At 67.8% G+C, this 26,498-nt stretch carries 22 protein-coding genes, 1 tRNA gene and 2 pseudogenes; 15 read left to right on the top strand and 10 right to left on the bottom strand.

What is annotated here, in order from left to right; translation table 11 throughout:
* The first annotated feature begins 91 nt into the window (after positions 1-91).
* The 5 genes from ACIQVD_RS25380 to ACIQVD_RS25360 all read left to right on the top strand — a co-directional run bounded on the left by ACIQVD_RS25380 (position 92) and on the right by ACIQVD_RS25360 (position 5,445).
* Positions 92-1,297 carry a DNA polymerase III subunit delta' gene (locus ACIQVD_RS25380; protein ID WP_282206158.1) on the top strand — a complete coding sequence of 402 codons (1,206 nt, stop codon included), beginning with the start codon at positions 92-94 and terminating at the stop codon, positions 1,295-1,297.
* 193 nt (positions 1,298-1,490) lie between these two features.
* Complete coding sequence (locus ACIQVD_RS25375) at positions 1,491-2,600, top strand: hypothetical protein (RefSeq protein WP_402291795.1); 1,110 nt, start codon at positions 1,491-1,493, stop codon at positions 2,598-2,600.
* Between the two features lie 187 nt (positions 2,601-2,787).
* Entirely contained in the window at positions 2,788-4,419 is a 1,632-nt protein-coding gene (locus tag ACIQVD_RS25370; RefSeq protein WP_402291794.1) for an alpha/beta hydrolase, read from the top strand.
* A gap of 148 nt (positions 4,420-4,567) precedes the next feature.
* Positions 4,568-5,218 carry a leucine efflux protein LeuE gene (gene leuE / locus ACIQVD_RS25365; protein WP_402291813.1) on the top strand — a complete coding sequence of 217 codons (651 nt, stop codon included), beginning with the start codon at positions 4,568-4,570 and terminating at the stop codon, positions 5,216-5,218.
* Positions 5,219-5,371: 153 nt separating this feature from the next.
* Positions 5,372-5,445: transfer RNA gene (locus ACIQVD_RS25360), tRNA-Thr, on the top strand.
* A gap of 129 nt (positions 5,446-5,574) precedes the next feature.
* On the opposite strand, the pseudogene ACIQVD_RS25355 reads toward ACIQVD_RS25360, so the two are convergent.
* Positions 5,575-6,066: pseudogene (locus tag ACIQVD_RS25355) on the bottom strand (tyrosine-type recombinase/integrase); the annotation flags it as partial.
* Here ACIQVD_RS25355 and ACIQVD_RS25350 point away from each other — a divergent pair.
* Positions 6,035-6,334, top strand: coding sequence for a hypothetical protein (locus tag ACIQVD_RS25350; RefSeq protein ID WP_402291793.1), 300 nt, complete (start codon positions 6,035-6,037; stop codon positions 6,332-6,334). The pseudogene ACIQVD_RS25355 and the gene ACIQVD_RS25350 sit on opposite strands and share 32 nt — an antisense overlap.
* Before the next feature lie 100 nt (positions 6,335-6,434).
* Here the strand turns inward: ACIQVD_RS25350 and ACIQVD_RS25345 are convergent, their stop codons facing one another.
* From ACIQVD_RS25345 to ACIQVD_RS25310, 8 genes are all read right to left on the bottom strand, one after another.
* Positions 6,435-6,641 carry a GNAT family N-acetyltransferase gene (locus tag ACIQVD_RS25345; RefSeq protein ID WP_402291792.1) on the bottom strand — a complete coding sequence of 69 codons (207 nt, stop codon included), beginning with the start codon at positions 6,639-6,641 and terminating at the stop codon, positions 6,435-6,437.
* 396 nt (positions 6,642-7,037) lie between these two features.
* Positions 7,038-7,634 (bottom strand): ATP-binding protein, encoded by a 597-nt coding sequence (locus ACIQVD_RS25340; RefSeq protein ID WP_402291791.1) that lies wholly within the window; start codon positions 7,632-7,634, stop codon positions 7,038-7,040.
* Positions 7,635-7,702: 68 nt separating this feature from the next.
* Entirely contained in the window at positions 7,703-8,443 is a 741-nt protein-coding gene (locus tag ACIQVD_RS25335; protein ID WP_402291790.1) for a class I SAM-dependent methyltransferase, read from the bottom strand.
* 65 nt (positions 8,444-8,508) lie between these two features.
* The gene (locus ACIQVD_RS25330) at positions 8,509-9,891 is read right to left on the bottom strand and encodes a hypothetical protein (protein ID WP_402291789.1); all 1,383 of its coding nucleotides are present in this window, start codon (positions 9,889-9,891) and stop codon (positions 8,509-8,511) included.
* Positions 9,892-9,895: 4 nt separating this feature from the next.
* Positions 9,896-10,657 (bottom strand): hypothetical protein, encoded by a 762-nt coding sequence (locus ACIQVD_RS25325; protein WP_402291788.1) that lies wholly within the window; start codon positions 10,655-10,657, stop codon positions 9,896-9,898.
* Between the two features lie 41 nt (positions 10,658-10,698).
* Entirely contained in the window at positions 10,699-11,277 is a 579-nt protein-coding gene (locus ACIQVD_RS25320; protein ID WP_402291787.1) for a hypothetical protein, read from the bottom strand.
* Positions 11,278-11,428: 151 nt separating this feature from the next.
* On the bottom strand, positions 11,429-11,728 hold the full coding sequence (locus ACIQVD_RS25315; protein ID WP_363602940.1) for a hypothetical protein: 300 nt from the start codon (positions 11,726-11,728) through the stop codon (positions 11,429-11,431).
* Positions 11,729-11,810: 82 nt separating this feature from the next.
* Positions 11,811-12,320, bottom strand: coding sequence for a nucleoside-diphosphate kinase (locus ACIQVD_RS25310; RefSeq protein WP_402291786.1), 510 nt, complete (start codon positions 12,318-12,320; stop codon positions 11,811-11,813).
* Between the two features lie 404 nt (positions 12,321-12,724).
* On the opposite strand from ACIQVD_RS25310, the gene ACIQVD_RS25305 reads away from it, so the two are divergent.
* From ACIQVD_RS25305 to ACIQVD_RS25285, 5 genes and pseudogenes are all read left to right on the top strand, one after another.
* Positions 12,725-13,372: an NUDIX hydrolase gene (locus ACIQVD_RS25305; protein WP_402291785.1), complete on the top strand. Its 648-nt coding sequence runs from the start codon at positions 12,725-12,727 to the stop codon at positions 13,370-13,372.
* Entirely contained in the window at positions 13,365-13,781 is a 417-nt protein-coding gene (locus tag ACIQVD_RS25300; protein WP_402291784.1) for an NUDIX hydrolase, read from the top strand. The genes ACIQVD_RS25305 and ACIQVD_RS25300 overlap by 8 nt, the downstream gene beginning before the upstream one ends.
* A 99-nt stretch (positions 13,782-13,880) precedes the next feature.
* The gene (locus ACIQVD_RS25295) at positions 13,881-14,195 is read left to right on the top strand and encodes a CU044_2847 family protein (protein ID WP_402291783.1); all 315 of its coding nucleotides are present in this window, start codon (positions 13,881-13,883) and stop codon (positions 14,193-14,195) included.
* Positions 14,195-14,719, top strand: a pseudogene (locus tag ACIQVD_RS25290) (serine protease); the annotation flags it as partial. The gene ACIQVD_RS25295 and the pseudogene ACIQVD_RS25290, both read left to right, overlap by 1 nt.
* 519 nt (positions 14,720-15,238) lie before the next feature.
* A complete protein-coding gene (locus ACIQVD_RS25285; protein WP_402291812.1) occupies positions 15,239-18,259 on the top strand; it encodes a WD40 repeat domain-containing protein in 3,021 nt (1,006 codons plus the stop codon).
* A gap of 66 nt (positions 18,260-18,325) precedes the next feature.
* On the opposite strand, the gene ACIQVD_RS25280 is transcribed toward ACIQVD_RS25285, so the two are convergent.
* A complete protein-coding gene (locus ACIQVD_RS25280; RefSeq protein ID WP_402291782.1) occupies positions 18,326-18,790 on the bottom strand; it encodes a hypothetical protein in 465 nt (154 codons plus the stop codon).
* Between the two features lie 726 nt (positions 18,791-19,516).
* Between ACIQVD_RS25280 and ACIQVD_RS25275 the strand changes: the two genes are divergently transcribed.
* From ACIQVD_RS25275 to ACIQVD_RS25260, 4 genes are read left to right on the top strand one after another with little or no spacing between them, the layout of a single operon-like run.
* Positions 19,517-20,986 (top strand): DUF3375 domain-containing protein, encoded by a 1,470-nt coding sequence (locus ACIQVD_RS25275; protein ID WP_402291781.1) that lies wholly within the window; start codon positions 19,517-19,519, stop codon positions 20,984-20,986.
* Complete coding sequence (locus ACIQVD_RS25270; RefSeq protein WP_402291780.1) at positions 20,983-21,567, top strand: DUF4194 domain-containing protein; 585 nt, start codon at positions 20,983-20,985, stop codon at positions 21,565-21,567. The genes ACIQVD_RS25275 and ACIQVD_RS25270 overlap by 4 nt, the downstream gene beginning before the upstream one ends.
* Positions 21,564-24,989 carry an ATP-binding protein gene (locus tag ACIQVD_RS25265; protein WP_402291779.1) on the top strand — a complete coding sequence of 1,142 codons (3,426 nt, stop codon included), beginning with the start codon at positions 21,564-21,566 and terminating at the stop codon, positions 24,987-24,989. Before ACIQVD_RS25270 ends, ACIQVD_RS25265 begins: the two co-directional genes overlap by 4 nt.
* The gene (locus ACIQVD_RS25260) at positions 24,986-26,158 is read left to right on the top strand and encodes a Wadjet anti-phage system protein JetD domain-containing protein (protein WP_402291778.1); all 1,173 of its coding nucleotides are present in this window, start codon (positions 24,986-24,988) and stop codon (positions 26,156-26,158) included. The genes ACIQVD_RS25265 and ACIQVD_RS25260 overlap by 4 nt, the downstream gene beginning before the upstream one ends.
* Positions 26,159-26,498 lie beyond the last annotated feature (340 nt).

Here is a 26,498-nt window from a genome sequence, read left to right as displayed (position 1 = left end):
GTTCCGGGCCCGGGTTCCAGGTCGGCGCGTCGGTGCTGTCCGCGGGCGGGGTTAGGCTCGGCGGGGCGGGATCGGCGAGGAGGAGCGCGGCGTGAGTGTGTGGGACGACCTGGTCGGCCAGGACCGGGTGGTCGAGCAGCTGCAGGCGGCGGCGCGGGCGGCCCGGGCGAGCGTGCTGGCGGGGCGGGGCGGGCCCGCGGAGGGCAACGCCTCGCTGATGACGCACGCCTGGCTGTTCACCGGCCCGCCGGGTGCGGGGCAGGTGACGGCGGCGCGGGCGTTCGCGGCGGCGCTGCAGTGCACCAGCCCGGACCTGGAGCTCGGCGGGACGCCCGGCTGCGGCTTCTGCGACGGCTGCCACACGGTGCTGTCGGGCAGCCACGCGGACGTGAAGCAGGTGCGGACGGACGGCCTGTCGATCGGCGTCGGCGACATGCGCGAGCTGGTGCTGCGGGCGGCGAGCTACCCGACCGGCGGCCGCTGGTCGGTGATCATGGTGGACGCCGCGCACCGGCTGACCGAGGCGGCCGCGAACGCGCTGCTCAAGGGCGTCGAGGAGCCCTCGCCGCGGACGGTGTGGCTGCTGTGCGCGCCGTCCGTGCAGGACGTGCTGCCGACGATCCGCTCGCGCTGCCGCCTGCTGGTGCTGCGCACGCCCGCCGCGGAGGCGGTCGCCGACATGCTGGTCCGGCGGGACGGGGTGGAGCCGGAGGCGGCCCGGCTGGCCGCGCTGGCCGGGCAGGGCGACATCGACCGGTCGCGGCGGCTCGCGGTGGACGAGCAGGCCCGCTCGCGGCGGGCCGAGGTGCTGCGCATCCCGCTGGAGGTCGCCGACCTGGGCGGGTGCCTGGCCGCCGCCCAGCGGCTGGTGGACACCGCGAAGGCGGACGCCGAGGCGCTGGCCGAGACCCAGGACACCCGGGAGAGCGAGGACCTGCGGGCCGCGTACGGCGCGGCGGAGGGCAGCCGGGCCCCGCGCGGCATGGCCGGGGCGGTCAAGGAGCTGGAGAAGCGGCAGAAGAGCCGGGCCACCCGGACCCGCCGCGAGACGCTGAACGTGGCGCTCGGCGACCTGCTGGGCTTCTACCGGGACGTGCTGGCCCTACAGTTCGGCGCGGTCGGCGAGCTGGCGAACGAGGACCAGCGCCCGGCGCTGCAGCGGGTCGCGGGGGCGGGCACGGCGGAGCACACGCTGCGCCGGATCGAGGCCGTGCTGGCCTGCCGACGGGCGCTGGACCGGAACGTGGACCCGCTGCTGGCGGTGGAGGCGATGACGGTGGCGCTGCGGGCGGGCTGAACCCGCGGGGGTGGCCTGGGCGCTGCGGGACGCCGAGGGAATGCTGTGGGGCCGTCCGGCCGTCGCTCGTTCGAGTGAACGTGCGGAGACGCCCGTACCGCCCTCGGGCGAGGGGGCGCGTGGTCTTGCACCCTGTGCACTGACCACGCGCTCGCGTCCGGCGGCCGGTCCTTCCCCGAGGTGGTGCGTCCCCATGCCCCGTTCGCTCCTGGTCCTGTTGTTGCTGGTGGCCGCGGTGGCGGGCAGTTGGCTGGCCCGTGCGGCGATGGTGCGCTGGCGGGACCTGCGGTCCGCGCAGACGTACGAGCTGGCGGCGGAGGTGCGGCCGGTGCTGGTGCGGGCGGGGGCGGCGGGGCTGTGCCTGATGTGCGTGAGCGCGCTCGGGGTGGCGGTGCTGCTGGGGGAGCGGGGCGGGGCGGGGCGGGCCGTGGCGGTGGTGGCGGCGGACCGGCCCGCGGGCAGTGCGGACCTGGTGGCGGCCGGGTCGTCCCCCGCGTCGGTGCCGTCGCCTGCGGCCTCGGCGACGGCCCCCGCGGCGGCGCCCGCGGTGGCGCCCGCGGTGGCGTTCGCGTCGGTGGGCAAGGTGGCGGGCGGGGAGCTGGTGCAGGGCGCGGTGCCCGGTCCGGACGGGCGGGCGCGGGCGGTGCGGGTGTGGCTGCCCGCCGAGTACGGGAAGAACCCGGCGGACCGGTTCCCGGTGATCGTGCTGCACTCCGGGACGCCGGGGCGCACCGCCGACGCCGACCTGCCGGACGTGTTCGACGGCGTGGCGTCGGCGGCGCAGCAGGGCAAGGCCCGCCCGTTCGTGGTGGTCGCCCCCGAGGCCCCCGGCGGCACCGGGCACCCCTGCGACCTGGTGGCCGCCGCCCCGCAGGCGGTCGCGGACGACGCGGCGCTGCGGGCGGCCGTCGGCGCGGCCTTCCGCACCCTGCCGGCCGGCCCCGCGACGTGGAGCGTGCTCGGCGTGGACGGCGGCGCGCCCTGCGCGGCGGCGGCCGGGCTGGCCCGTCCCGACCTGTACGGGGCGGCCGCGGCGGTCTCCGGCCGGTACGACGCCCGGGCGCTGGCCGGGGCGGCGGCGGAGGCCCCCGGGGCGGCGGGCGGGCGGCTGCTGCTGGCCGCGGCGAAGCGGGACGCGGCCGGGCTGGCGTCCGGACGGGCGGTGCAGGCGGCGCTGCGGGACGCCAGGTCGCGGGCCGAGGTGCGGACGTCCGAGGTGGTGCAGGACTACACGCCGGAGCGGGAGCGGCTGCGGCTGGTGCGGGTCGCGGTGCAGTACCTGGCGGAGCAGCTCGCCAAGTAGCGGCCGGCGGCGGGCGCGGGGTTACGCCGTCGGACGCGGGGCTGTGGTGCGATCGGCGGTGCGGCGATCGGCCGGCCGGGGTGGTGGGTGGGCGAGTCGCCGGGCCTGGCGGTGCCGCCAGCTAGGCTCGGCCTCCCGGTGCCGGCCCCGGCCGCCGCGCCGTTCCCAGGGGAGAGGACCCACCGTCATGAGAGTCGCCCGGACCCGCCGGCCGGTCGCCGCCGCCGCGCTGGCCGCCGCCGTGTCGCTGCTGCTGGCGGGCTGTACGTCCGGGCACCCGGCCGCGTCCGGCACGCCGTCCGGTGCCGGGGGCCGCTCGGCGGACAGCGTGGCGGGCGGAGCGACGGGTGGCGCGGCGGGCGGCGCCCCCACGCCCGGGGCCACCCCGCTGGAGCCGCTGCCGGTCGAGGTGCCGGCCGCGCTGGCCCCGTACTACGCGCAGCAGTTGAGCTGGAAGCCGTGCGACTCCGGGTTCGAGTGCACCGCCTTCAAGGTGCCGCTGGACTACGCGCACCCCGGCGACGGGCACGACGTGGAGCTGTCCGCGGTCCGCAAGCCCGCGGGCGGCACGGGGCACCGGATCGGCTCGCTGCTGCTCAACCCGGGCGGGCCGGGCGGCTCCGCGATCGACTACACCGAGCGGGTCGCGGGGCGCTACGACGCGGGCGTGCGCTCCAGCTTCGACCTGGTGGGCTTCGACCCGCGCGGGGTCGGCCGGTCCGCGCCGATCACCTGCCTGACCGGCCCGCGGATGGACGCGTACACCGCCACCGACCTCACCCCCGACGACCAGGGCGAGACCGACGCGCTGGTCGCCGCCGACAAGGAGTTCGCCGCCGGCTGCCGGGCGCAGGCGGGCGACCTGCTGGGCCACGTCTCCACCGTGGAGGCGGCCCGCGACATGGACGTGCTGCGGGCGCTGGTCGGCGACCGGAAGCTCAACTACGTCGGCAAGTCGTACGGCACCTTCCTGGGCGCGACGTACGCGGGCCTGTTCCCGAGCAAGGTCGGCAAGGTCGTCCTGGACGGCGCGATGGACCCCTCGCTGGACGCCGCCACCGGCAACCTCACCCAGGCCGGCGGCTTCGAGACCGCCTGGACGGCGTTCGCCGAGGACTGCGCCAAGCGCGACGACTGCCCGGTCGGCCGCAGCGCCGAGGAGGCCGGCCGGAAGCTGGACGCGCTGTTCGCGCAGCTCGACGCCGAGCCGCTGCCGACCGAGCAGAACCGCCCGCTGACCGAGGCCCAGGCGCTCACCGGCGTCGCCGAGGCGATGTACGCCGAATCGCTCTGGTCCTACCTGCGCGAGGCCCTGACCACCGCCCTGGCCGGCGACGGCAGCGCGCTGCTCAAGCTCGCCGACAGCTACTACGGGCGCGGCGACGACGGCAGCTACGAGAACCTGATGTACGCCAACATGGCCGTCAACTGCCTCGACCTGCCCGCCCCGTTCGCCGACCCGGCCGCGGTCACCGCCGCCCTCCCCGCCTTCCGGAAGGCCGCCCCGCACTTCGGCCGCGACATGGCCTGGATGGCGCTCGGCTGCGGCTACTGGCCGGACAGGGCCACCGGCGCCCCGCACACCGTCCGGGCCGCCGGGTCCGACCCGATCGTGGTCGTCGGCACCACCCGGGACCCGGCCACCCCGTACGCCTGGGCGCAGTCGCTGGCCGGGCAGCTGGAGGCGGGGCGGCTGCTCACCTACGAGGGCGACGGGCACACCGCGTACCAGCGGCAGAACGCCTGCGTCGACGACGCGGTCAACGGCTACCTGCTGGGCGGGGAGGCGCCGGCGAACGGGAAGGTCTGCAAGGACTGAGCGGGGCGCGGGGCGTTCTCCAGGCTGAAGCCTGTCAGGAGTGTCCACCTGTCAGGAGTGTCCACGCGTGAAGGGGCTGGCGGCTACCATGGCGCAGCCCCTTCGGCGTCCCGCCCCCGTCCGCTCCACCCGCCCCCTGGAGACCGCAGTGCTCGGAGTCCACGACCTGGCCACCTACGTCCTCGGCGCCCTGGCCATCGTCCTGCTGCCCGGCCCCAACTCCCTCTACGTGCTCTCCGTCGGCGCCCGCAAGGGCGTCCGCACCGGCTACCGGGCGGCCTGCGGCGTCTTCCTCGGCGACCTCGTCCTGATCAGCCTCACCGCCCTCGGCGCGGCCTCCCTGCTCCGGGCCAACCCCGCGGTCTTCGCGGTGGTCCGGTTCGGCGGCGCCGCCTACCTGCTGTGGATCGGCTACGGCATGCTCCGGGCCGCCCGCCAGATGTGGCGCGAGCGCGCCCTCGCCGCGGCCCCCGACCAGGACGGCGCCACCGAGGACACCGAGCGGCCGTTCCGCCGGGCGCTGATGGTCAGCCTGTTCAACCCGAAGGCCATCCTCTTCCTGCTCTCCTTCTTCACCCAGTTCGTCGACCCCTCCTACGGCGCCCCCGTCCTCTCCTTCGCCCTCCTCGGCGGCATCCTCCAGGCCTTCTCCTTCCTCTACCTCTCCCTCCTGATCTTCACCGGCACCACGCTCGCCAACGCCTTCCGCCGCCGCAAGCGCCTCTCCGCCGGCCTCACCTCCGCCGTCGCCGTCCTCTTCGCCGGCTTCGCCGCCAAACTCGCCGCCTCCTCCGCCTGACCCCGGCCCCGCCCCGCCGGGGCCGCAGGTCGAGGCCGCCCACCGGTCCGCCCGCCCGGTGGGCGCGTACGGATCACCTCCGGAAACTGTGTAGACTGGCGCGCGTTGCCGATGCGACCCTTGCCCTCACCGGGCCGGGTCACCGGCAGCGGTGCCGCCTTAGCTCAGTTGGCCAGAGCAACGCACTCGTAATGCGTAGGTCATGGGTTCGAATCCCATAGGCGGCTCTGCGAAACCCCAGGACTCACTCGCCGTGACCTGGGGTTTTGTGCTTTCTCGGCGTGCAGGCATGTCTCGGCGACGCGCTACAAGATCGCTTGCATGAGCGATGCGTGAGCGCGGGTGTTGATCTCGGGTCAGACCTTGGCCTTCTTGGTCTTCGCCTTCTTCGCGGCCCTCCGCTCGGCCCTCTCAACTTCGGCCGCAGCCTTGGTGCGGGCCTCGGCCTCGGTCTTCCGCTGGAGGGGGACGAGCCGCGCGGCGGCCTCGGCGGCGCCCTTGGCGATCTCGGGCAGGACGCTGGTGTAGGTGTCCGACGTGATCTTGATGGAGGAGTGGCCGAGCATCTCGGACACCACCTTCATGTCCACCCCGCCGGCGAGGGCGAGCGTGGCCGCGCCGTGGCGGAGGTCGTGCAGGCGGATCGGCGGCAGCCCGGACGCGGCGATCAGTCGCGCGAACATCTCGGTGACCTTGCCCGGGTGGAGCCAGGAGCCGTCCTCGTTGGTGAAGACCCGGCCAGTGTCCTTCCAGGCCGGTCCCCAGTCGTTCCGTTCCTTCCGCTGTTGCTCGCGGTGGCGCCGAAGGACGGCCACCGTGTCGTCGTCGAGTGCCACGGCCCGTTGTCCGAGCCGTCCCCCACCCCGGCGAACTCGACGCCCGCGGCATCCCCATCACCTGCGCCCACTGCCACGCCCGCCGCGACTGGTTCCTGCCAACGTCCTCCACCAGGTCTTCGTCCGCTGCCGCTGCACGCACGAGTGGGAGGAACTCGACCTCACCTGCGCCTACTTCGACCTGCACTTCACCGGACCCGAACACGAATGGGAGAACTACGACGACGCCATAACGGCACTGGGCTTCGACGGCCTGCTCGCCGGCACCATCTGGTCGTAACCCGCGCTGAGGTCCGCAGCACGGCGGGCCTCAGCCGCCGCTGCTCTTCAACGCAGGCTCAAGTCCCGGTGAGGTCCGCCGCCGAGCCGTCGGGCGGCGTTCACTCGTGCTCCAGGATCGAGTAGGTGATCGAGTCCCGCCAGGCACCGCGGACGAAGACGTGGTCGCGAATCCGACCGTCCTCGGTCATCCCGGCCCTCAGGAGGGTGCGGGCGGACGCCTCGTTGATGGGTGAGCGGGCGGCCCAGACGCGGTGCAGGCCGAGGACGTCGAAGCCGGGCGCGCAGAGCAGGTGGACGGTCTCCACGCCCAGTCCCCTTCCTCACTCGGCCGGGTGGAGGGCGAACTCGATCGTGGCCGCCTGCTGGGGCTCGGTCGCCAACCGCGCGTAGCCGACGAGTCGGTGGTCGCCATGGTGGGTGATGGCGAGGCAGTACTCGGTTCTCGGTGTTTCGGCTGCGGAGGCGATGGAGCGGTCGATGATCGCCTGGACCTGCTCGACGGTGCGGGGTTCAAAGCTGAGGTGCCGGGTGCCTCGGGATCGCCGTAGATGGCCAGGAGGGCGTCGGTGTCTCCGAGATCGACTTCGCGCAGAGCCAGGCGGGGGCTGACCAGACGGACCGGAGTCATGGCTGCGGAGCCTACCGGCGGAGCCACCGGGGCAGGGCCGATGCCGGAGGAGGCCGTCGAGGGCCCGATCACGTCAGATATCGCGGAGTCCGACCAGGACTCGGCCCATCAGGTTCGGGTTGTCAGCTGCCAACTGCTCGTCGGACATGGGCTTGAACGATCGAGGCCGGCCTGCGCGATTGGCCAACGGCGGTGTCTCCGCAGCCGCTGGTCGCCGGTGCGCCCTGGGGTCTGGGGACGTCTCCGCCCAGACGACCTTTCCTCCGGCCGGCGGGTGGTAGTAGCCCCACTGATCGCTCATGTGCTCGACCAGGAAGAGGCCGCGCCCGCTCTCCGCCTCGGTGTCCACCTCCTGCCGGACCGGTGGCCGTGCGTCCCGGTCGACCACCTGTACCAGCACCGCTCGGCCACGCAGTTGGAGGTCCAGGCCGATCAACTGCGCCTTGGCCAACTGGCTGGAGGTCAGCCGCTCGGGCTGCTTCGTGCCGGTCGGGTGGCGGACGGCGTTGCCGACGAGTTCCGACACCACCAGCAGCACGGTGTCGATCAGCCCGGAAGGTGCCTGCCAGCGCTCCAGCACGTCGCGGGTGTGGCGCCTGGCCCAGCCGGCCGCGTTGGGGGTGTCGGCCAGCAGCAGGTGGTCGTGGTGCGCGGTGGGGACTTGCGACATTGCGGACGCCTCCCGGCGGGGCGGTGGCCCGGGGTGACCGGGCCACCGCGCTGGTTGGGGCCGAGTGCCTACTTGGTGGCGATGACGTAGACGCTGGCCCACTCGCGCTTCGGGTTGGCCAGGGTGGCGTCGAAGGTCCAGGGTTTCACGGTGCTGAAGCCGGCCTCGGTGAACAGTTGGGCGAGCTTCTCGAAGTCGTAGGCCCACAGGTGCGGGGTGTAGTTCGGGTCGTCGTCCTGGTCGCGGAAGACGTAGTTGACCAGGTCGAGGTAGGTGTTGATGTCGTCGCGACACCTGCGCTTGGAGTACCAGCGCCGGATCGTCTCGTCGGCCTCGGCCGGTGCGGCCGGGTAGCGGTTGAGCACGTGTGCGGCGTCCGGCACTCCGGTGATGACCTGGCCGCCCGGGACGAGCACCCGGAAGTTCTCGGCGGCGAAGCCCTTGGCGGAGCGCGGGTAGTCGATGTGCTCCAGGAAGTGCTCGTTGAACAGCAGCTCGACGGTGCCGTCCGGCAGCGGGATGCCCTCGCGCACGTCCCAGAGGAAGTCGGCCGGCGGTACCCGGTCGATGTTGAAGAAGCCGTCCAGCTGGTGGCTGCCGCCGCCGATCTGGACCTTGGTCTGTCGTTCCTCCGGGCCGTCGGGGAAGGCGCGCTGGGTCGCCCGGTGGTAGCGGCTCAGCTCGACTTCCTTGGCGGCGGCCCGCAGCGCGCGGGCCAGGCCGTGGCCGGTGGTCGGCTCGGCTAGCACTCGCGCGATCTGCTTGCCGAGCAGGTCGATGGACGGTATGCCGGGAATGTCCGGTGACATGGCAGACGTCTCCTCGTCAGGGATGGGGTGGGACCGGGGGCAGGTCACCCGGTGCGACGGTGGGTTCAGGCGAGCGCGGGCGACGCGGCCCACTGGTTGTTGCGCATCAGGGTGGAGCGGAGGTCCACCAGGCGCGGGGTGACCGTCAGGTCGAGCTGTTCGGTCGGGTGGAGGTTGCCGGCCTCGTCGGCTTCGGCGCGCCAGACGCGGTACCGGAGGTCCGGGTAGGCCGGGTTGATGCCGATCTCGCCCTTGGGGATGGTGCCGTTGAAGGGCGCGGGGATGTCGAGGTGGTTCCAGTAGTTCCAGGCTTGGAGGGCCTTGACCTGGTCGAAGTAGAAGTAGAAGTCCGGCGAGCGGCCGAAGGTGCGCAGTTCGCGGTGGATCAGGTGGCCGAGCAACGGGCCGAGTTGAGCGGCGAGGCCGTCGAACTCCCACTTGGTGTGGCGCCAGCGGTCCGGGGTCTGCCCGGGGGTGAAGAGGCGGGCGGCCACTAGGTGGCTGATGCGGTCGGTGAGGTAGGCCGCGGCCGAGGCGGGGTCGAGGGTGCGGTCGACCTTCGCCAGGGTGACGGCCAGGTCGGGTACGTGGAACTTGGCGAGGTCGAACCGGCCGATCATGCCGGGGACGGCGAACAGCAACTCCTTGTAGAGCCAGTTGTTGAACTCGCCCAGTTCGGCCAGCCGCCGCGTGCGCGGGCTGGTCGAGTGCAGCATCACGTACTCGGACAGGGCCTCGAAGAACAGGTAGCCGAGGATCGGCAGGCGGGGGATCGTCGCGTCGAGCTGCCGCAGGAAGTCCGCGGGCTCGACGACTGCGCCCCGGTAGGCGATGGCGGCGGCCAATGCCAGGAAGGCGGTGGAGTTCTTCACCCGGCTGACCACCGTCTCGCGCAGCTGGTGACGCTCGCCCTTGGACAGCAGGTATTCGAGGTGGGTGTAGATGGCCAGGTGGATCGAGCCGAGCCGCAGGTAGTCCACCCCGGCGAGCCCCTGGTACGCCTGCGGCGGAAGGTCCAACTCGAAGACCAGCGGGGTGGGTTGGTGGTCCGCCCGCCCGATCTTCGCCAGGAAGGCCGGCGCTTCGCGGGTGAGCACGTAGGAGCCGAGGTTGTGCGGGCGGAAGCCACTGCCCGTCGCGGTGAGCGGCGCGCAGTAGATGCTGCCGACCAGGCAGCCCCCGGACGGGTAGAGCACGCCGTCCCGGCTGATCTTCTCCAGGGCGTGCGTGACGTGCAGCAGGTGGAGCTTGCCGCCCGCAGCGAGGGAGTCGAAGAGGGCGTTGCGGCGCAGCAGGTGACCGTTGGGGGTGCGGAGGGCGAGCCGATCGGTCCAGGCGGCCTTCTGAGCGCCGAGCGGGTCGTCCGGGTCGGGCAGCGCCGGGACGAGGCTGGCACCGAAGAACGTGTGCGCGTCCGCCCAGCTCTCGTACGCGTCCGTGAAGTCCACGGCCCTACACCAGCCCCTTCTCGGCCACCGCGAACCGGACCGCCTCGACGCTGGACGCACCGGCCAGGAAGGCGGCCTCCGAGGTGACGACGAGGTCGAAGGCCAGCGGCTTCAACTGCTCGAAGGCCGGCTCGCGGACGTGGCGGGCGTCCGGCCACCAGGAGAGCTTCGGCAGCCGGTAGCGGTCGAGGGCGTCCGCGGCCTTCACCAGGTCGCAGACGCGGGCGAACCGGGCGTGGTCGGCGTGGTCGTCGGCGCTGAACGCCTCGTACGGCACCTCGTGCAGCCGGGCCGCGGTGGCGGCCTTGACGACCTCGCCGGGGTTGGGCGTCCGGCCGAAGTGCGCCCAGACCAGGTCGGCGTTGGCGGCCAGCCAGATCGCGGCCCGGCCGCCGTGCCCCGGGTCGTCCTTGTCGTGGTGGCGCTGGCAGTCGTGCACGGCCGCCGCGATGACCGCAGCGGCGGTGTCGGACTCGTCCAGGCCGTGCCGGTCGGCCAGCAGCGCGGCGAGGACCGCCGTCCGCAGGCCGTGCCGATGCCCGTGGAGCGAGTCGGCGAGCCGGGGTTCGGCCAGCCACTGGACGGGGGCGGCGGCCGACTTGACCAGGGTCTTGGTGCCGGTCCGCAGCGGCGGCGGCCAGGCCGGCGGGAAGTCCGGCCGGTTGGCCTTGATCCACTCGACGGTGGCGGTGTCGGTGAACTGGTGGAGCGGCAGTTCCTTGCGGGCAGCCAGGGCGACCAGGCTGCCTGTGCGAGTCGTGCTCATAGTGCAGCCCACCCCTCCGGTGGTCGGGACGGCTGGGAGCGCTACCGGATCTCGGCGGACCGCGCGGCCTTGCGGGTGGCTTCCGCGGCCTCGAAGGCGGCGGTGAAGTCGGCCAGCTCCTCCTCACTCATCAGGGCTACGCCCAGCTCGGCGGCCGTGTCGATGATCCGGGCGGCGGCCTCGTCCTTGGCGGCGTCGGAGGCGCCGTCGGGCAGCAGCACCTCGAACTCGGCGTGGTGGCCCCACGCCTCGCTCCACTTGACCGCGATCTCCACGCCGCCGAAGCGGAAGTTGCGGCGGAAGTTGAACGCCTCGTGCCGGGTGTCCTCGAAGCCCAGGGCCGCGAAGAGCCGGACGGCCTTGGCCACGTCCGTCCGCGCGATCGGGAACTCGGTCTCGCCGAACGCCGCGCCCCGGCCGATCCTGCCGTCCTTGAGCGTGATCTTGGCGGTGTCGGCGGACTGGTTGTCGGTGACCTTCAGCAGCTGGTCCGGCAGCACGAAGAAGTGGATGTTCTTGTTGTCCTCGCCCAAGTCCTCGCCGTCCCGGAGCAGCCGCTCCACCAGCGACTCGTGGGTGTCCTTGTCGAACCGGGCGCGCATCTCGATCTCGACGGCCATCGCGGTCGTCCTCCCTGTTTCGGGCATGGCTGATGGGGCCGAGCCGGCACCAGGTACCCCCTGGCCGACCCGGATGGTCACGTGTTCAGTTGGTCGCCGGTGGTGCGGCCGGGCACTGCTCTCCCGGCCGCACCACCGGCCGTCCGCTACGTCAGGCCAGCTCGCCGAACCGCTCGCGGACCACGCCCGGGTGCAGGTAGTTCGGCAGCGGCACGCCACCGACGGCGGTGCGCCGGGTGGCCACCTGCTCCTCGGTGTCGGACGGGAAGCCCTCCAGCAGCTGGAGGCACTGCTTGACCCACTCCCGCGAGGTGTCCCACTCGCCGGCGTCGCGCAGCCGCAGCGCCAGGGCGTACGCCGTCTCGGCCGCGGCCCAGCGGTCGGTCGCCAGCTCCTGCTGGAAGGCGGCCTCCAGCTCGGCCGGGGAGGCCAGGCGGATCGTGCTCGTCATCGTTGCCCTCTCGTCGTGCCAGTCGTTCCGTGGTGGTGAACTTGGCCAGCGCCACCGGGGTGACGCCCGGACGGCCGTCGGGTCAGTAGATGTACGACTCGGCCAGCGTCTTGTAGTCGAACAGCTCGTCCTTGGCGAACCACAGCTCGACTTCCTGCGCGGCTTCCTCGCGGTTGCCGGAGGCGTGGATCAGGTTGGCGACGGCCTTGCCGACGGCCACGCTGGCACCCCGGCTCATGTGGGAGAAGTCGCCGCGGACGGTGCCGGCCGGGGCCTGGTCCGGGTAGGTGCTGCCGACGATCTTGCGGACCGTGGCGATCGCGTCGTAGCCCTCCAGCACCAGCGCGATGACCGGGCCCTGCTGCATGAAAGTGGCGGTCAGGTTGTAGACCTCGGCTCCGAGGCGCTCCTCCAGGTCCGCGTAGTGCCTGCGGGTGAACTCGGCGTCCATCCACTTCATCTTCGTGCCGACGATCTTGAGTGCGGCGTCCTCGAACCGCTGCAGAACCCGGCCGGACAGACCACGGGCCACCGCATCGGGCTTGAGAAGCACGAGCGTGCGCTCGACCTGGCCCTGGGTCTCCTCGGTCATTTGTTCCCTTTCCCCTTGCCAGAGTGGTGATTTGACGGTGCATCGGATGCATCTGGCACTGAGGTTACCCGCGCCGGTGAAGCGGTTTTCGATTAGTCGAGTCGGCCTGCCGAGAGGTCGGACAGCCCGTCCTCCCGATCGCTCGCTACGGTGATCGGCCCTGACCTAGACTCAGTCAGTACCGAACCCGCAACTGTCTGTGCAGAAGCGGGTCTTGGTCGCGAACCCCAGTCTGAAGCTGCCGCCGGCCCGGAGCCATGCCGTCGCAGTGCGGCCGCAGTGCACCCGCGGTGCAGCAGCCGAGCAGACCGGCCGCACCACGACCAGTGCGACCGAAGCACTCCGCTGCGCCCGAAGCGAAGACGCGAGGCATGGCCAGGTACCGCTTTCAGGGAGGGCAGCAGATGGACGTCGTCGTGAGCTGGACGGGCAAGTCCGCCTGTCAGCTCCAGGAGGCGCTGCGCGACACCAACGAAGCGTTCGCCGCCCGGCTGGGCATCGGACTGCGAACGGTAGCCAGCTGGCACAAGAGCCCCGAACTGGTCCCGCGCACCGAGATGCACCAGCTGCTCGACCAAGCGCTGGAGACCGCTCCGCCCACTGCGCAGAAGCGATTCGCGCTCCTGATCGCGGAGCCCGGCACCCAGGCCGCCCAGTCCCTGCGAGTTGCCGTCGCGGTGGTGGTCCGCGGCGCCGAGGTGCTGCTCGTCTGCCGCCACGACGACGAATCCGCCGGCATCCGCTGGCAGTTCCCGGCGGGCGTCATCAAGCCGGGCAGGAGTCCGGCGTCGACGGCCGTCCGCGAGACGCTGGCCGAGACGGGAATCCACTGCCTGGTGAGCGATGACCTCGGCGGGCGGCTTCACCCCGCCACCGGGGTGTGGTGCCAGTACTTCCTCGCCGAGTACCTGGCGGGCGTCGCCCAGAACCAGGACACGGCCGAGAACGCCGACGTGATGTGGGTTCCGCGAAACACGGTGACCCGGTTCATCCCCGCCGATACGATCTTCCAGCCCATCCTGGCCGCCCTGGAGGAGCCGCAGCATGACTGAGCAGACCGACAAGCCGGGCATCGCCGCCGCCATCATCGTGCAGGACGGCCGCGTCCTGATGGTTCAGCGTCGGGTGAAGGAAGGCGAGCTGTCATGGCAGTTCCCGGCCGGCGAGGTCGAGGCCGGCGAAACGCCGGAGGCTGCGGCCGTCCGTGAGACCGCAGAAGAAGTCGGCCTGACTGTGAAGGCCACCCGGCTCCTCGGCGAGCGCGTGCACCCGAAGACCGGGCGGCAGATGTCGTACACCGCCTGCGAGGTGGTGAGCGGCACCGCGACGGTGGTCGACACTGATGAGCTGGCCGAGCTGGCGTGGATCACCCACGAGCAGATCGCCGAGTTTGTGCCGTACGGCCTGTTCGAGCCGGTGCAGGTGTACCTGGACACCGAGATACGGCAGAAGACCAACTAACTTCATGCCAGGCAGCGGTCGTCTGCTAGAGGGACCTAGTAGTTGTTAACGCAGTACGCTTCTTCATGTCAGAGGGAGGGCTTGATGAGTGCGCATGTGGTGTCCTACCAGCTGGACACCGAGACCGTCGTCCAGTTCGAGGTCCAGGAAACCGATCAATACCACCAGGTAGGCGTTGAGGAAGTTGCGGGCCACGTCCGGACCGCCGTCGAGCCTGCGATCGATGCTGCGCGCATCGTTATGGAGCAGGCAAAGCGTATCTGCCCAGATGAGGTGGAGATGAAGTTCGGAATTAAGGTCAACGGGACTGCCAACTGGCTAGTCGCCAAGGCAGCAACCGAGGCAAACTTTGAGGTGACGTTGACGTGGCGCCGCCGTGATGCTGGCGACCAGGACCACCAGACTGGTGCTTAATGACCGAGCTTGGACCGATGAGACCACCATCAGGGTCCGATAGCTGGGTAGCTGCCGTCCATGACAGCGAAACCGGCACAGCAGTCCTGGGCTCCGGATTTCTTATTGACGACCGCCGAGTTGTCACATGTGCTCATGTCGTGAGCCCGTCAGGAAAGAGGCGAGATCCCCTATGGGTCGCCTTTCCAAAATCCGTTGAACTAATGCACCGGCGCATCCTTGTTGAGGATGTAATCACGCCGCACAACGGCGGTGACTCTGTCCAAGATGTTGCCCTCCTGGTCTTGAGCGAATCGGTCCCGAATGAACTTGCGGCGCGGCTCAGGCGACCCACTCCGGCAGACCTGGTCGGCAACGGCTGGTGGGCATTCGGATTTCCTGACGGCGATCTTCTTGGGAACTCCTCTGATGGCAGCATCGGGGAAGCTCTCGGATATGGCTGGGTACGACTAGATAAGAAATCCGACCATGTAGTCAAGAGGGGTTACAGCGGCGCAGCCCTTTGGTCTACCGAGTATCAGGCAGTAGTCGGAGTAATAGGGCAAGCGCGTACGTCCGGTGACGCCCGTGCGCTATCTCTATGGCAGGTCGACAGGCTAATCCCAGGAGCTGGCCTGAGCCAACTTGCAGATTGGTCCGCAGAGGCCGCTGGAGAAGGCGCAATGGCGGCCTGGGGCTGGCAGCTAGATACTGACCCTGAAGGAGTCAGGCACTGGCAGCCCCGAGCCAGGGGGGTGAGTATCGATGCCGAGCGCGGATTTCGATTCCGAGGCCGAGAAGCATCACTAAAGGAGATCATCTCCTGGATTACTGGAAAAGATCCGCGCCGCCAAGCTCTAGTGATTACCGGATCCCCCGGCGTTGGCAAGTCGGCGGTACTCGGGCGCATCGTTACGACTGCTGATAGATCCATTGCCGAATCCCTTCCGCCAGATGATACTGCGTTGCGTGCACCAATTGGCACCATATCGTGCGCAGTTCATGCGAAAGGGAAGACGGCAATTGAGGTAGCGCGAGAGATTGCGCGCGCCGCATCATCAAAAATGCCAGACAGCGCGATCGATTTGGCAGCATCTGTCCGCACCGCACTTCAAGATATCGGCAGGTCGGAATTTAATGTTGTCATCGATGCGCTCGATGAGGCCGCCTCGCCCAAAGAAGTTCGGGCAATCGTAAAGCAGATCATTCGGCCACTGGTCGAGAGCTGTGCCGATCTCGGTGTACGGGTAATAGTTGGCACACGCAGGCAAGATAACTCTGGAAGTATCCTTACGAGCTTTGAGCCTGCAGCGCGAGTGATCGACCTTGACGAGTCGAGGTTTTTCAAGGCTGATGACCTGACAGCATATGCTTTGGCATCCTTGCAGCTATCTGGCGACGAAAGAAATGACAGTCCATACGCAGATACAAGGTCCGCAGAGCCAGTAGCACGGAGGATCGCAGAGCTTTCCGGCCGAAACTTCCTAGTCGCTGGACTCGCTGCACGAACTCACGGACTACATGACCTAAATCCCGTCATGCCGAAAGAAGTGGACTTCCCGAAAACGGTAGACGAAGCACTCCGCAGCTATTTGGAGCTCCTCCCAAATGATGGAGAAGTCGACGTAATTTTGGCACTTACTGTACTCGCATACGCGGATCCCCCAGGGTTCACACTAGATCTCTGGCGAGATGCAATCATTGCCGTATCAGGGAGCGCCCCAAGCAGGGAGAGTATTCGCGCTTTCACCCATTCCTCGGCGGCAAATTTCCTTGTCGAAGAAAACCTCGGAGATTCAGGGAAGTCTACTTTTAGGCTATTTCATCAAGCCCTGAATGATGCTCTGCGAAATCGGGATTCCCAAGAGGTTCGAATTCAATATGAGTCTTCGATATCGAGGAGCTTCGTAGCGATCGGGCGGTCGGCCGGATGGGAGAACGCGCCGGAATACATCCTTCGGTCATTGCCTCGGCATGCGGCCGCTGGCCACGTTATTGATGACCTGCTTTCTGATGCCGACTATCTGCTTTATGCAGATCTGCGCCGGCTCATCGCAGCTGCGGACGCTGCAGTCACTCCTCTAGGACGCCAACGGGCCCGCCTACTTCGAAAGACTTCAAAGATAATCGGTACCGATGCTGCGGTCCGCGTTGCCCGACTCAGCGTCACCGAGGCACAGGAAAAGCTCGGATCTGTCTATAGCCGAATGGCGAGAGAGACACCTTATCGAGCCGCATGGGCTGCGGTTGCGCCTCGCGCCGAAGACGTTGTTCTGGAGGGACATGCGGGACGAGTACGCGATATCTGCAAATTCGAAGGTAGTGGGTCATTCCTCGTCAGCGTAAGCGATGATCGAACTATTAGGTTGTGGGATCCTGTCACTGCGGAAAATATTGAAACCCTGGCCGAGCATTCCAGCGGAGTCGCGTCCGTCTGTACTATGAACATCGACGGAGCACCGTCGATCGTGGCCGCTAGTAATGAGTCTATTTGTATCTGGAATCCGAGCACTTCGGAAAGGCGTAATATCTGGCAGGCCCAGAACGGCGCACCCACCGCAGTCTGCTCCGTGAGGATTGACGGCCTAGACTTCATCGCCAGCGCCCGCTACGAAACGGTACAGATCTGGGATCCGCGAGCAGAAATTGCGACAATGATCATTGAGCCGACAGATGGTTTCGTCCACTCTATACTCTTCATTGAGAGTGAAGAACGCACTTGGTTGGCGATTGCAGGGTCTCGCAATATTTTGATCTGGGATCTTTTGCATAACCGCACTGTTTATTCCTTCCGTGGATACGCCGGAAGGCTGACGGATATGTGTTACATAAGCGATCCTAGCGGCGACTTCCTTGCGGCAAGTGGAATCGGCGAGACAATCATTGGAAGCTTCACCGATGATGCACCGCTAAAGATTTGGGACCTCGCAACAGGGGGTTCCATTATGGTAGCCCAGGCCGCTCAAGAGGTGATTTATGCGCTATGCCCAATCGACATCGGATCTCGACGCCTTCTTGCGGCAGCTACCCACGGGGATGTAATTATATACGATCCCGTAACAATGAACATCTCTGCGAGGCAGTGGAAAGCAGGCCCGCAGGTACGTTCGATGTGCCAGGTGGACATCAACGGAAAGTCCCTTGTTGCGCTCGCGATAAATAACACAATTAGCCTCTGGGATCCGCTTGCGGCGACCCCAAGCGACCAGTCAACTGAGTACGCGGAGGAAATCTACGAAGTGCACACGGTGAGTGCCGGCGGTAAATCAGTAATCGCTGGCCTCGCCTCAGCGGGGATTACGGTATGGGATTCTTCTAGTGGTGTTGCGTTGAACGCCCACCAAGATGAATCGAGCCCCGCTCGAACTGCATGTCCAGTCAAAGTTAACGATGAAGTTGCCCTGGCCACGCTGCACTTCAATCGAACACTCCAAATCTGGGATCCAGTACGCGGATGGGCTTGGAGAAACTATATTTGCGATTATCGCGGATTGCCGGTAATGTGCTCATTTTCAATTGGAGAGAGGTCGGCGATCGCCATTGGCGGGAAGGGGAAAATTCTCATAATTGACGCCTTGTCTGGGTATGTCATTGTCCACCTCGATGCTCATGAGAATGACATCACGGCAGTGTGTTCGGCAATTTCTCAGGGAGCTGCCGCTCTGGTGAGTGCAAGCAGTGCCGATATCCGACTTTGGGATCTAAGTGATATCTGGCAACCAAAGTTGCGCAGACTCATGCCGGGCGGCGCACGGCGGTTGGTCGGCATGCAGATACCTGGAAGTGATGACGTCATCGTTAGTGCCTCCTTTAGTGCAGTGAGGACTTGGAATTCTAGATCCGGCGACATGCTCCGCGAATATGACGTTGGACATGACATTTCGGCCATCTGCTCTGCGGAATATCGGGGTCGCAGTGTTATTGCGGTCGCGAGTCAGGATCGCACTGTTCGCCTACTCGATGGAGAATTGCTCACTATCGTTTTGGAGATTCCGGTTCAGAATATGGCTCTCGCTCTCACGTCGGCTGATGGGAAGCTTATTATTGGCCTCTCTGATGGGGTGCTCGCCATCGATCTTTACTAAGACATCGGCAACGCTCCGCAATGCGAAACGGCGAAACTCGCGGCAGGATGAGAATTCATAACACGATCACGCTGCAGACTTGTTGAGTCTCCAGTTGATGAGGGCGCGCGAGCGAGATGAGTGCCTCGTCGGGGCGTCGAGGCGGAGTTCCCAGTGGGTGACTAGGCGTTTGAACCGATGGAGGAGGGCGAAGGTCTGCTTGATGACGTAGCGAAGCTCGTCGAGGCCGCAGATGTCGAGGTTGCCGCGTCGGGAGACGATGGCCAGGGTCCGGTGGGCTGAATTGCGCCTCACACGCCAGCTGGCGTACCCCTTGGCTCCGTGAGGGCACTTTGGCCGCTCGCGTGGTTGGCCCAGCTGGCCGCCGACGGATAGGACAGCGACGACCAGAGTGAGGGCCCCGGTGACGTCGGGGACGGTCCTGCCAGTTACGACGACCTTGAGCCGGGTGCCGTTGCCGCCGGAGATCAGGTGATGCTTGCGGCCCAGCTTTCGGTGGTAGACCGGCGATGGGCTGGCCTCATGCGGCACGATCGCAGAGGATGTTTTTGCGTGAGCGGTGCGTGAGCGGACCACATAACACGGGCTGGTGCGAGCGAGATCGCAGATCACAGACCAATACCTTGACCTGCAGCTTCGTCACGAAGTAGTCGATCCCGATGCCAGCCATCATGATCACTCTCGGGCTCGTAATGCGTAGGTCATGGGTTCGAATCCCATAGGCGGCTCAAGGAAACCCCAGGTCATAGCCTCTGACCTGGGGTTTTTGCGTTCCGTTGACCATGGAATGAGCGCCCGATTTGTCCGTCAAACCAATGCATGCCAGGTGCGCGGATTTTTGGTCGCAGTGAGTGAGTGTGACGGTGTCGGTCTCTCGCAAAATGGCCTTTGACCTGCGCATTTGTCAATCCTTTGATAGCAACGGATCGGCACTCTGCGTGACGATGCTCTTGAACTTGCCCGAAACTTGCCCGCACTGGCATTGATCATGAACGGCGCGGGGTGCAGCTGCCCCCGCAGAGGTCGAGACGTTCTTGATCATCTGTCGCTCTGGGTGACTTTTTCTGCAGGGGGCTGGGTCGTGACGCCTGATCCGCTGCCGCGCTGTGGCCCTGGTCTCGGAGCGTCGACCAGCCGCAGCAGATTCGAAAATATGTCTGATTATCCGCTTTTGTCAGTGCCTGGCTTTACGGTGGGCGCAGCCAGCCGGGTTCGATTCGGCGTGGTGCTGAACCGTTCTGGCGCTGGTAGGGATGCGTGGACTTCGACGATGTAAGTGGCCTGGTCAATCACCCGGCGTGGCAGTTGCTGCGTGCCGACAGCGCTCCGCTGGTTCTGACGTTCTGTGGCACGGTCTTCGTCGACGAGAACGAGCGGGGGGTGCCCGAGGGTGTCCTGATCTCGCGTCTGGACGACCAGCTGTACGACCTCAACGAGCGGGCGCTCGGGTCGTACCCGCGGGCTGCGTCTGAGTACTTGACGGAGTGGACCAACAAGGGCTGGTTGCGCAAGTACTACCCGCCTGGTGAGGACGAGCCGCACTTCGACGCGACCAGCGCTCTGGAGAAGGCCGTCGCCTGGGTTCGAGCCCTGCCTGCGCGTTCGTTCATAGGTACCGAGTCCCGCCTCGGAACCATCATCGACCTGCTGCGGCAGATGGCCTTCGGTACGGAGACGGATCCGCTGGCCCGCATCGACGAACTCAGCCGTGAACGGGATGAGATCGATGCGCAGATCGCGCGACTGCGGGCGGGTGAGCTCGAGGTCCTGACGCCGGTGGCCCTACTCGACCGCTACCAGCAGGTGGAGGGCATGGCGATCGATCTGCTGCGGGATTTCCGGGAGGTGGAGGGGAACCTTCGGGAGCTGGACCGGCGCTTCCGTCAGGACGTGGCGAGTGCCGAGGGTGGCAAGGGCGAGCTACTGGCCGCCTTCCTCATGGACCGCGAGATGATCGCCGAGTCGGACCAGGGCCAGAGCTTCCAGGCGTTCTTCGACTACCTCCTCTCGCCCCGACGCCAGGAGGAGCTGCTGGAGCTCCTGGAAGAGGTGAACCAGCTGCCGCAGCTCGACGGCAAGGCCAACAAGAACCTCCTCAAGATCCCGCGGGCGTGGCTCTATGCGGCCGAGAGCACCCAGGACACGGTGCGGCAGCTGACCGAGCAGCTGCGCCGGTTCCTCGCTGACCGGGGGCGGGAGGAGGACCGCCGGGTCCTGGCACTGGCGCGCTCCATCCAGCGGCACATCACCGCGCTGGACGGCCGGCGCGAGCTCCCGGGAATCGAGCTGGAAGTGCCCGAGGTGAACCTGGCTCTGCCGATGGAGCGGCGCCTGTACATGCCGCCCGAGCGCGCCGAACTGGACAGCGCGGTGGACGAAGCGACCGACGAGGCGGACGTGGACGTCTCGGAGCTGTTCGCCGGCCTGCACGTGGACGACGAGGCGCTGGCCGGACAGGTACTGGCGCTGCTCGCGGAGAGCCCGAGCGGTCAGACGAGCCTGGAGACCGTCCTCAACCGCTTCCCGCTGACGCTGGGGCTCGCAGAGCTGCTGACCTACTTCCAGTTGCAGCGGCCCGGGCTTGACGTGGTGATCGACCCTGAGCACAGCCACGAGTTGGTGTACGAGCGCGTCGACTCGCCGGAACGCACCGCGGCGACGGTGCCGAAGGTGACCTTCGTGCGCAACGAGGGCGGCCCGGCCGCCGGAGAGGTGGAACAGGCGTGAGCGACATCCTGTCGGTGCCCATCGTGCACCTGCTGAAGGCGGGCGTGCTGTACAAGAACGACGCGCCGGCGGTCTGGGAACAGATCACCGCGCACCAGACAGCGATCGGCGACTACCTCCGGGTGATCGGCCTGGACGTCGTGCTCGACCTCGCGGAGGGCTACGCCTACACCCGGCAGCTCGACCCGGAGACACGCGACGACGGCGTCACCGTGCCGAGGCTGGTGACGCGCCACCGTCTCTCCTTCGGGGTCAGCCTGATGCTGGTTCTCCTGCGCGGGCGCCTCGCGGAGAGCGACGCGACCTCCGGCGACACCCGCCTGCTGCTGTCCCGCGACGACCTCGTCGACATGGTCCGCGGCTTCCTGCCGCCGCGCAGCAACGAGGCGAAGCTGATCGACCAGATCGACAGCAACATCAAGAAGCTGTGCGACCTGAACGCCCTGCGCCAGACCAAGCAGCCCGGCCTGTACGAGGTGCGGCGCCACATCAAGGCCCTCGTCGACGCCCAGGTCCTCAGCGCCTACAACGACCTGCTTTCCACCTACCGCGACACCATCACGCCGGAGGGCGACGAATGAGCACCACCACCGCCCCGGCAGCCGCCCTCATCCCCCAGCAGACAGGGCCCACCGACGGCACTCTCGGCGTCGGCCCTGGCTTCCGCCTGTCCCGCCTGGAGGTGCTCAACTGGGGCACCTTCCACCGGACCATCTGGAGCTTCGGGATCGACGGCCGCAGCGCTCTGCTGACCGGCGGAGTCGGCTCCGGCAAATCCACACTGGTGGACGCGATGACCACCCTGCTGCTGCCGGCCAACAAGATCGCCTACAACAAGGCCGCGGGTGCCGACGCGAAGGAGCGGAACCTGCGCTCGTACGTGCTCGGTCACTACAAGACCGAGCGGGTCGAGGCGACGAACAGCACCCGCCCCATCCCTCTGCGCGGCTCCTCCTCCCACAGCGTGATCCTGGGCGTGTTCACCAACTACACCCTCGGCATCCACGTCACCCTCGCCCAGGTGTTCTGGGTTCCTGACGCCAACACAGGCCAGCCCGACCGGTTCTACGTCACCGCCGACGCCCCGCTGTCCATCGAGGCGCACTTCACCGACTTCGGCAGCGACATCAACGACCTGCGCCAGCGACTGCGGCGCAGCAAGGCGACGATCCACAACAACTACCCGCCCTACGCGAAGACCCTGCGCCGCAGCCTCGGCATCCCCAGCGACCAGGCGCTGGACCTGTTCCACCAGACGGTGTCGATGAAGGCCGTCGGCAGCCTCGACGAGTTCGTCCGCGAGCGGATGCTCGAACCGTTCGACGCCAAGACCGAGGTCGCCAAGATCGTCGCGCACTTCACCGCGTTGACCGCCAGCCACGACGAGGTCGTCCGGGCGAAGGCGATGATCAACACGCTCGGACCGATCGTGCAGGCGTGCGACAGGTGTGACGAGATCCAGCGCGACATCGACATGCTCAAGCAACGGCGCGACGTCCTCCCCGCCTTCTTCGCCCAGCACCGCCATGACGCTCTGGGCCGGCGCAGCACCGAACTGGAGCAGTGCATCGAGGACCTCGCCGCGCAGCAGGAACAGCGCGAGGCGGACCTCGAACAGCTCCGCCAGAGTGCCGACACCCTCCAGCGCCAGATCGACGGCGCCGGCGGGGAGAAGCTCGTCCGGCTGGACGCCAGGATCGGGGAAGTGAGCGGCGAGCGTGACCGGCGCCGCGGCCGAGCCGGCGACTACGCGGGCTGGCTCGGCACGGCCGGCCTGGAACCGGCCGGCGACAAGGTGTCGTTCCGTGAACGCGCCCACCAGATCGCCGAGGCCCGCGCGCACGCCGAGCAGCTCGAACGACAGGAACGCGACGAACTCGACGCCCTGGCCGTCGACCGCCACAACAACACCAAAGAGGCCGGCGAGGTCCAGCACGAGATCACCAGCCTGCAGAGCCAGCGCTCCAGCATCCCCGCCAAGCTCCTTGAACTGCGGCAGAACCTCGCCGCCGCCACCGAGGTCTCCATCGACGAACTTCCCTTCGCGGGAGAGCTGATCCAGGTCCGCGACGACGAAGCCGTGTGGGCCGGAGCGGCCGAACGAGTCCTGCGCGGCTTCGCACTGTCCCTCCTGGTACCTGAAGCCCACTACACCCGGGTCTCGGAGTGGGTGAACGGACGCCACCTCGGACTGCGCCTGGTCTACTACAAGGTGCCCGCCCACGTGCCGACCGCAGAGCTGCCGCAGGACCGGGACGCGCTGACGGGCAAGCTCGAACTCCGGCACGACACCTGGGCGTACGACTGGCTCGCCGCACAGCTGAAGACCCGCGCCGACTACGTCTGCGCGGCCGACCTCGACGCCTTCACCCGCTCCGCCCGGCCTGCGGTGACGAAGCAAGGCCTGATCAAGGGCGGCGGCGGCCGACACGAGAAGAACGACGCCTCCCGCATCGACGACCGCAGCTCTTGGGTGCTCGGCTGGACCAACCAGGCCAAGCTGGACGCGCTCCTCGCCAAGGCGACCAAGCTCACCAAGGACAGTGCGACCATCACCGCGCGAACCCGCGAGATCACGAAGCAGCAGAAGAAGCGCGCCGGCGTCGGTGAGGCACTGACCCTCCTTGGAACCGTCTCCTCCTACAGCGACATCGACTGGCACGCCTCTGTCGCCGAGCTGGAACAGGTCGAGCGGCAGAAGAAGGACCTCGTCGCCGAGGTCGGCCTCGACAAGCTCACCGCGGACCTCGCCCGTACGAACACCGAGATCGAGAGCGGCCGAGCTGCCGTCCGTACCGGCGGCGAGGAGCTCGGCGGCCTCCGCCACGAGCGAGTCAAGGTCACGGCCCAGCTCGCCGCGACCTCCGCGGTCCTCGAACAGTCCGACCTCGCCGCCCTGGCCGGCCACACCGACGCCCTGGCGGCCTTCCTGCCGGCTACAGCTACGGGAGAGCGGTACCTGGAGCAGCTGCAGACGGCGGAGACCCAGGCCGTCGCCAAGCTCAGCCGCACCGTTGACACCCAGCAGCGGGCCCTGCAGAGCGCCGCCAGCGACGCCACCGCCAAGATGACGTCCTTCCGCGCTAGCTATCCGCAGGACGCGACCGACCTCGACAACACCCTCGGCTCGGCCAGGAACTACCGTGCGCTCCACAACCAGCTGGTCAGCGACGACCTGCCCAGGTTCGAGGCGAAGTTCCAGAAGTACCTGCGCACCAACGTCATCCGCGACATCGCCTCCTTCCAGGCCCGCCTGCGCGCCCAGGAGCAGGAGATCCGGGAACGCATCGGCGTCATCAACAAGTCGCTGAAGGAGATCGACTACGCCCTGGGCCGCTACGTCCGCCTCAACGACGTGCCCACCGCCAACGTCGAGGTCCGGGACTTCCGCCGCAAGCTGCTCGAATGCACCTCCGACACGCTCGCCACCGAGACTGACGGCGCCTACACGGAGGAGAAGTTCCTGCAGGTCAAGCGCCTCATCGATCGGTTCAAGGGCCGCTCCGGTGAGGCCGAGAGGGACGCAGAGTGGACCGCCCGCGTCACCGATGTCCGCCGATGGTTCACCTTCTCCGCCAGCGAGTGCAGCCGCGCCGACGACACCGAACATGAGGTCTACTCGGACTCCAGCGGTAAGTCCGGCGGTCAGAAGGAGAAGCTCGCCTACACCATCCTGGCCGCCTCCCTGGCCTACCAGTTCCGCATCAACCCCGAGGCGAAGAACGACAAGACGTTCCGCTTCGTCGTCATCGACGAAGCCTTCGGACGCGGCGACGACGGCGCCGCACACTTCGGCCTCGGACTGTTCCACCGGCTCGGACTCCAACTCCTCGTCGTCACCCCGCTGCAGAAACTCCACGTGATCGAACCCCACGTCAGCCGCGTCGGCTACGTCTACAAGCCCGACGAGATCCACTCCCGGATGACCACCCTCACCATCGAGGAGTACCGCGAGCACAAGGCAGCGCTCCACCAGGCCGCCCAGCCGGAGGCCCACTCGTGACCCCGCAGCAGTGGACCTCCCCCGACCAGGTCGCCGCAACGCTCCACCGTAGGTGGAGCAGCGGGCTCTACCTCACCGCAGCGGCGCAGAACCTTCCCTTCGACCCCATCGGCATCCCGCTCAAGGGCCCCATAGCGGCCGACGCCACCCGGCACTACGAACAGGCCCGGAAGTGGGCGGAATCCTGGGCACCCGGCCGGCATCCCCATCTGCGCATCCAGATGAAGACCATCGGGGGCCGCAACAACACCCCCTCGAACACCATCCCCGAGCGGGTCTGGATCGACACCCGCGAAAACCTCTGGGCCGTCCTCGGCGTCGGGACACAGGTCGACCTGTTCCACGACCTCCACACCTGGACCGCACAGCTGGACCCGGACCTGGCCCGGTGGATGACCGCCCACCCCATGAAGACGCTCCAAGCCCACGCCCAGTGGCAGCAGCTCGTCGACACCGTGCACTGGATTCGGACCAACGACACCGGCCCGATCTACCTCCGACAGGTCGACGTCCCGGGCGTCGACACCAAGTTCATCGAGACCAACAAGGGCATCCTCGGCGAACTCATCGACCACACCCTGCCCGCCGACCGCATCCACGCCGGCGTCCCGAAGAGCGACTTCGCCGCCAGGTACGGCTTCCTCACCAAGCCGCCTTACGTACGCCTGCGCTACCTCGGCAACCAGCCAGGCCCCTTCAGCGAGATCACCGTCCGCGCGAACGAGCTCACCGCACCGCCCCTGGGCGTCCGCACCGTCTTCGTCCTCGAAAACGAAATCACCTACCTGTCCTTGCCCGACGTCCCCAGCGCCATCGCCATCCTCGGCGCCGGCTACGCCGCCGCCCTCCTGCGCTACCTGCCCTGGCTCGCCAACGTCGACCTCCGCTACTGGGGCGACATAGACACCCACGGCTTCGCCATCCTCAGCCAGGTCCGCCGCCACTTCCCCCACACCCGGTCCTTCCTCATGGACCGCGAAACCCTCCTCGCCCACAGGGCACACTGGGGCGAGGAGAAGGCCCAGAGCGTCGAGACACCAGTTCACCTCTCCTCGGACGAAGCCGAGCTGAACCGTGAGCTACGCCTGGGCTTCTACAGGCCGCACCTGCGCCTGGAGCAGGAACGCATCCCTATCCGAACAGTCACAGGTGCGCTGCTCGGATTGTGATTTACGCAACGCGTATGGCTCGACACGCCGCACGGGCCTGCAGGCGATCTTCACGAGTGCTCAGTCGGCAGTTCGACCACCGGCAGACTGCGCGAACATGCTCTGCCTGTCCCGGACGCGCTGCTCGCTCACATATCTCTCTAGTGTCGGCCCTGGTCTGATCGACGTGTCAGGTGTTGATCAGCCGGCTGCGGGCCCTGTCGGTTGCTGTGAGTGAGCGGTCCTGCCCCTGTCGAGTCGTTTCTGGGCAACCCCATCAGCGAGACATCGGCTCTGACACGGCAGCTGTAGATCGTGATCTGTGGCGCGTCGTCGCTGTTCAGTACGGCGGGGGTGGCTG

Origin of the sequence: Kitasatospora sp. NPDC090308 (assembly GCF_044769485.1) — a bacterium.
In the GTDB taxonomy this organism is placed as follows: Bacteria; Actinomycetota; Actinomycetes; order Streptomycetales; family Streptomycetaceae; genus Kitasatospora; species Kitasatospora fiedleri.
Note: the sequence above shows the minus strand (reverse complement) of the source record. Positions and strands in the feature narration are given on the sequence as shown.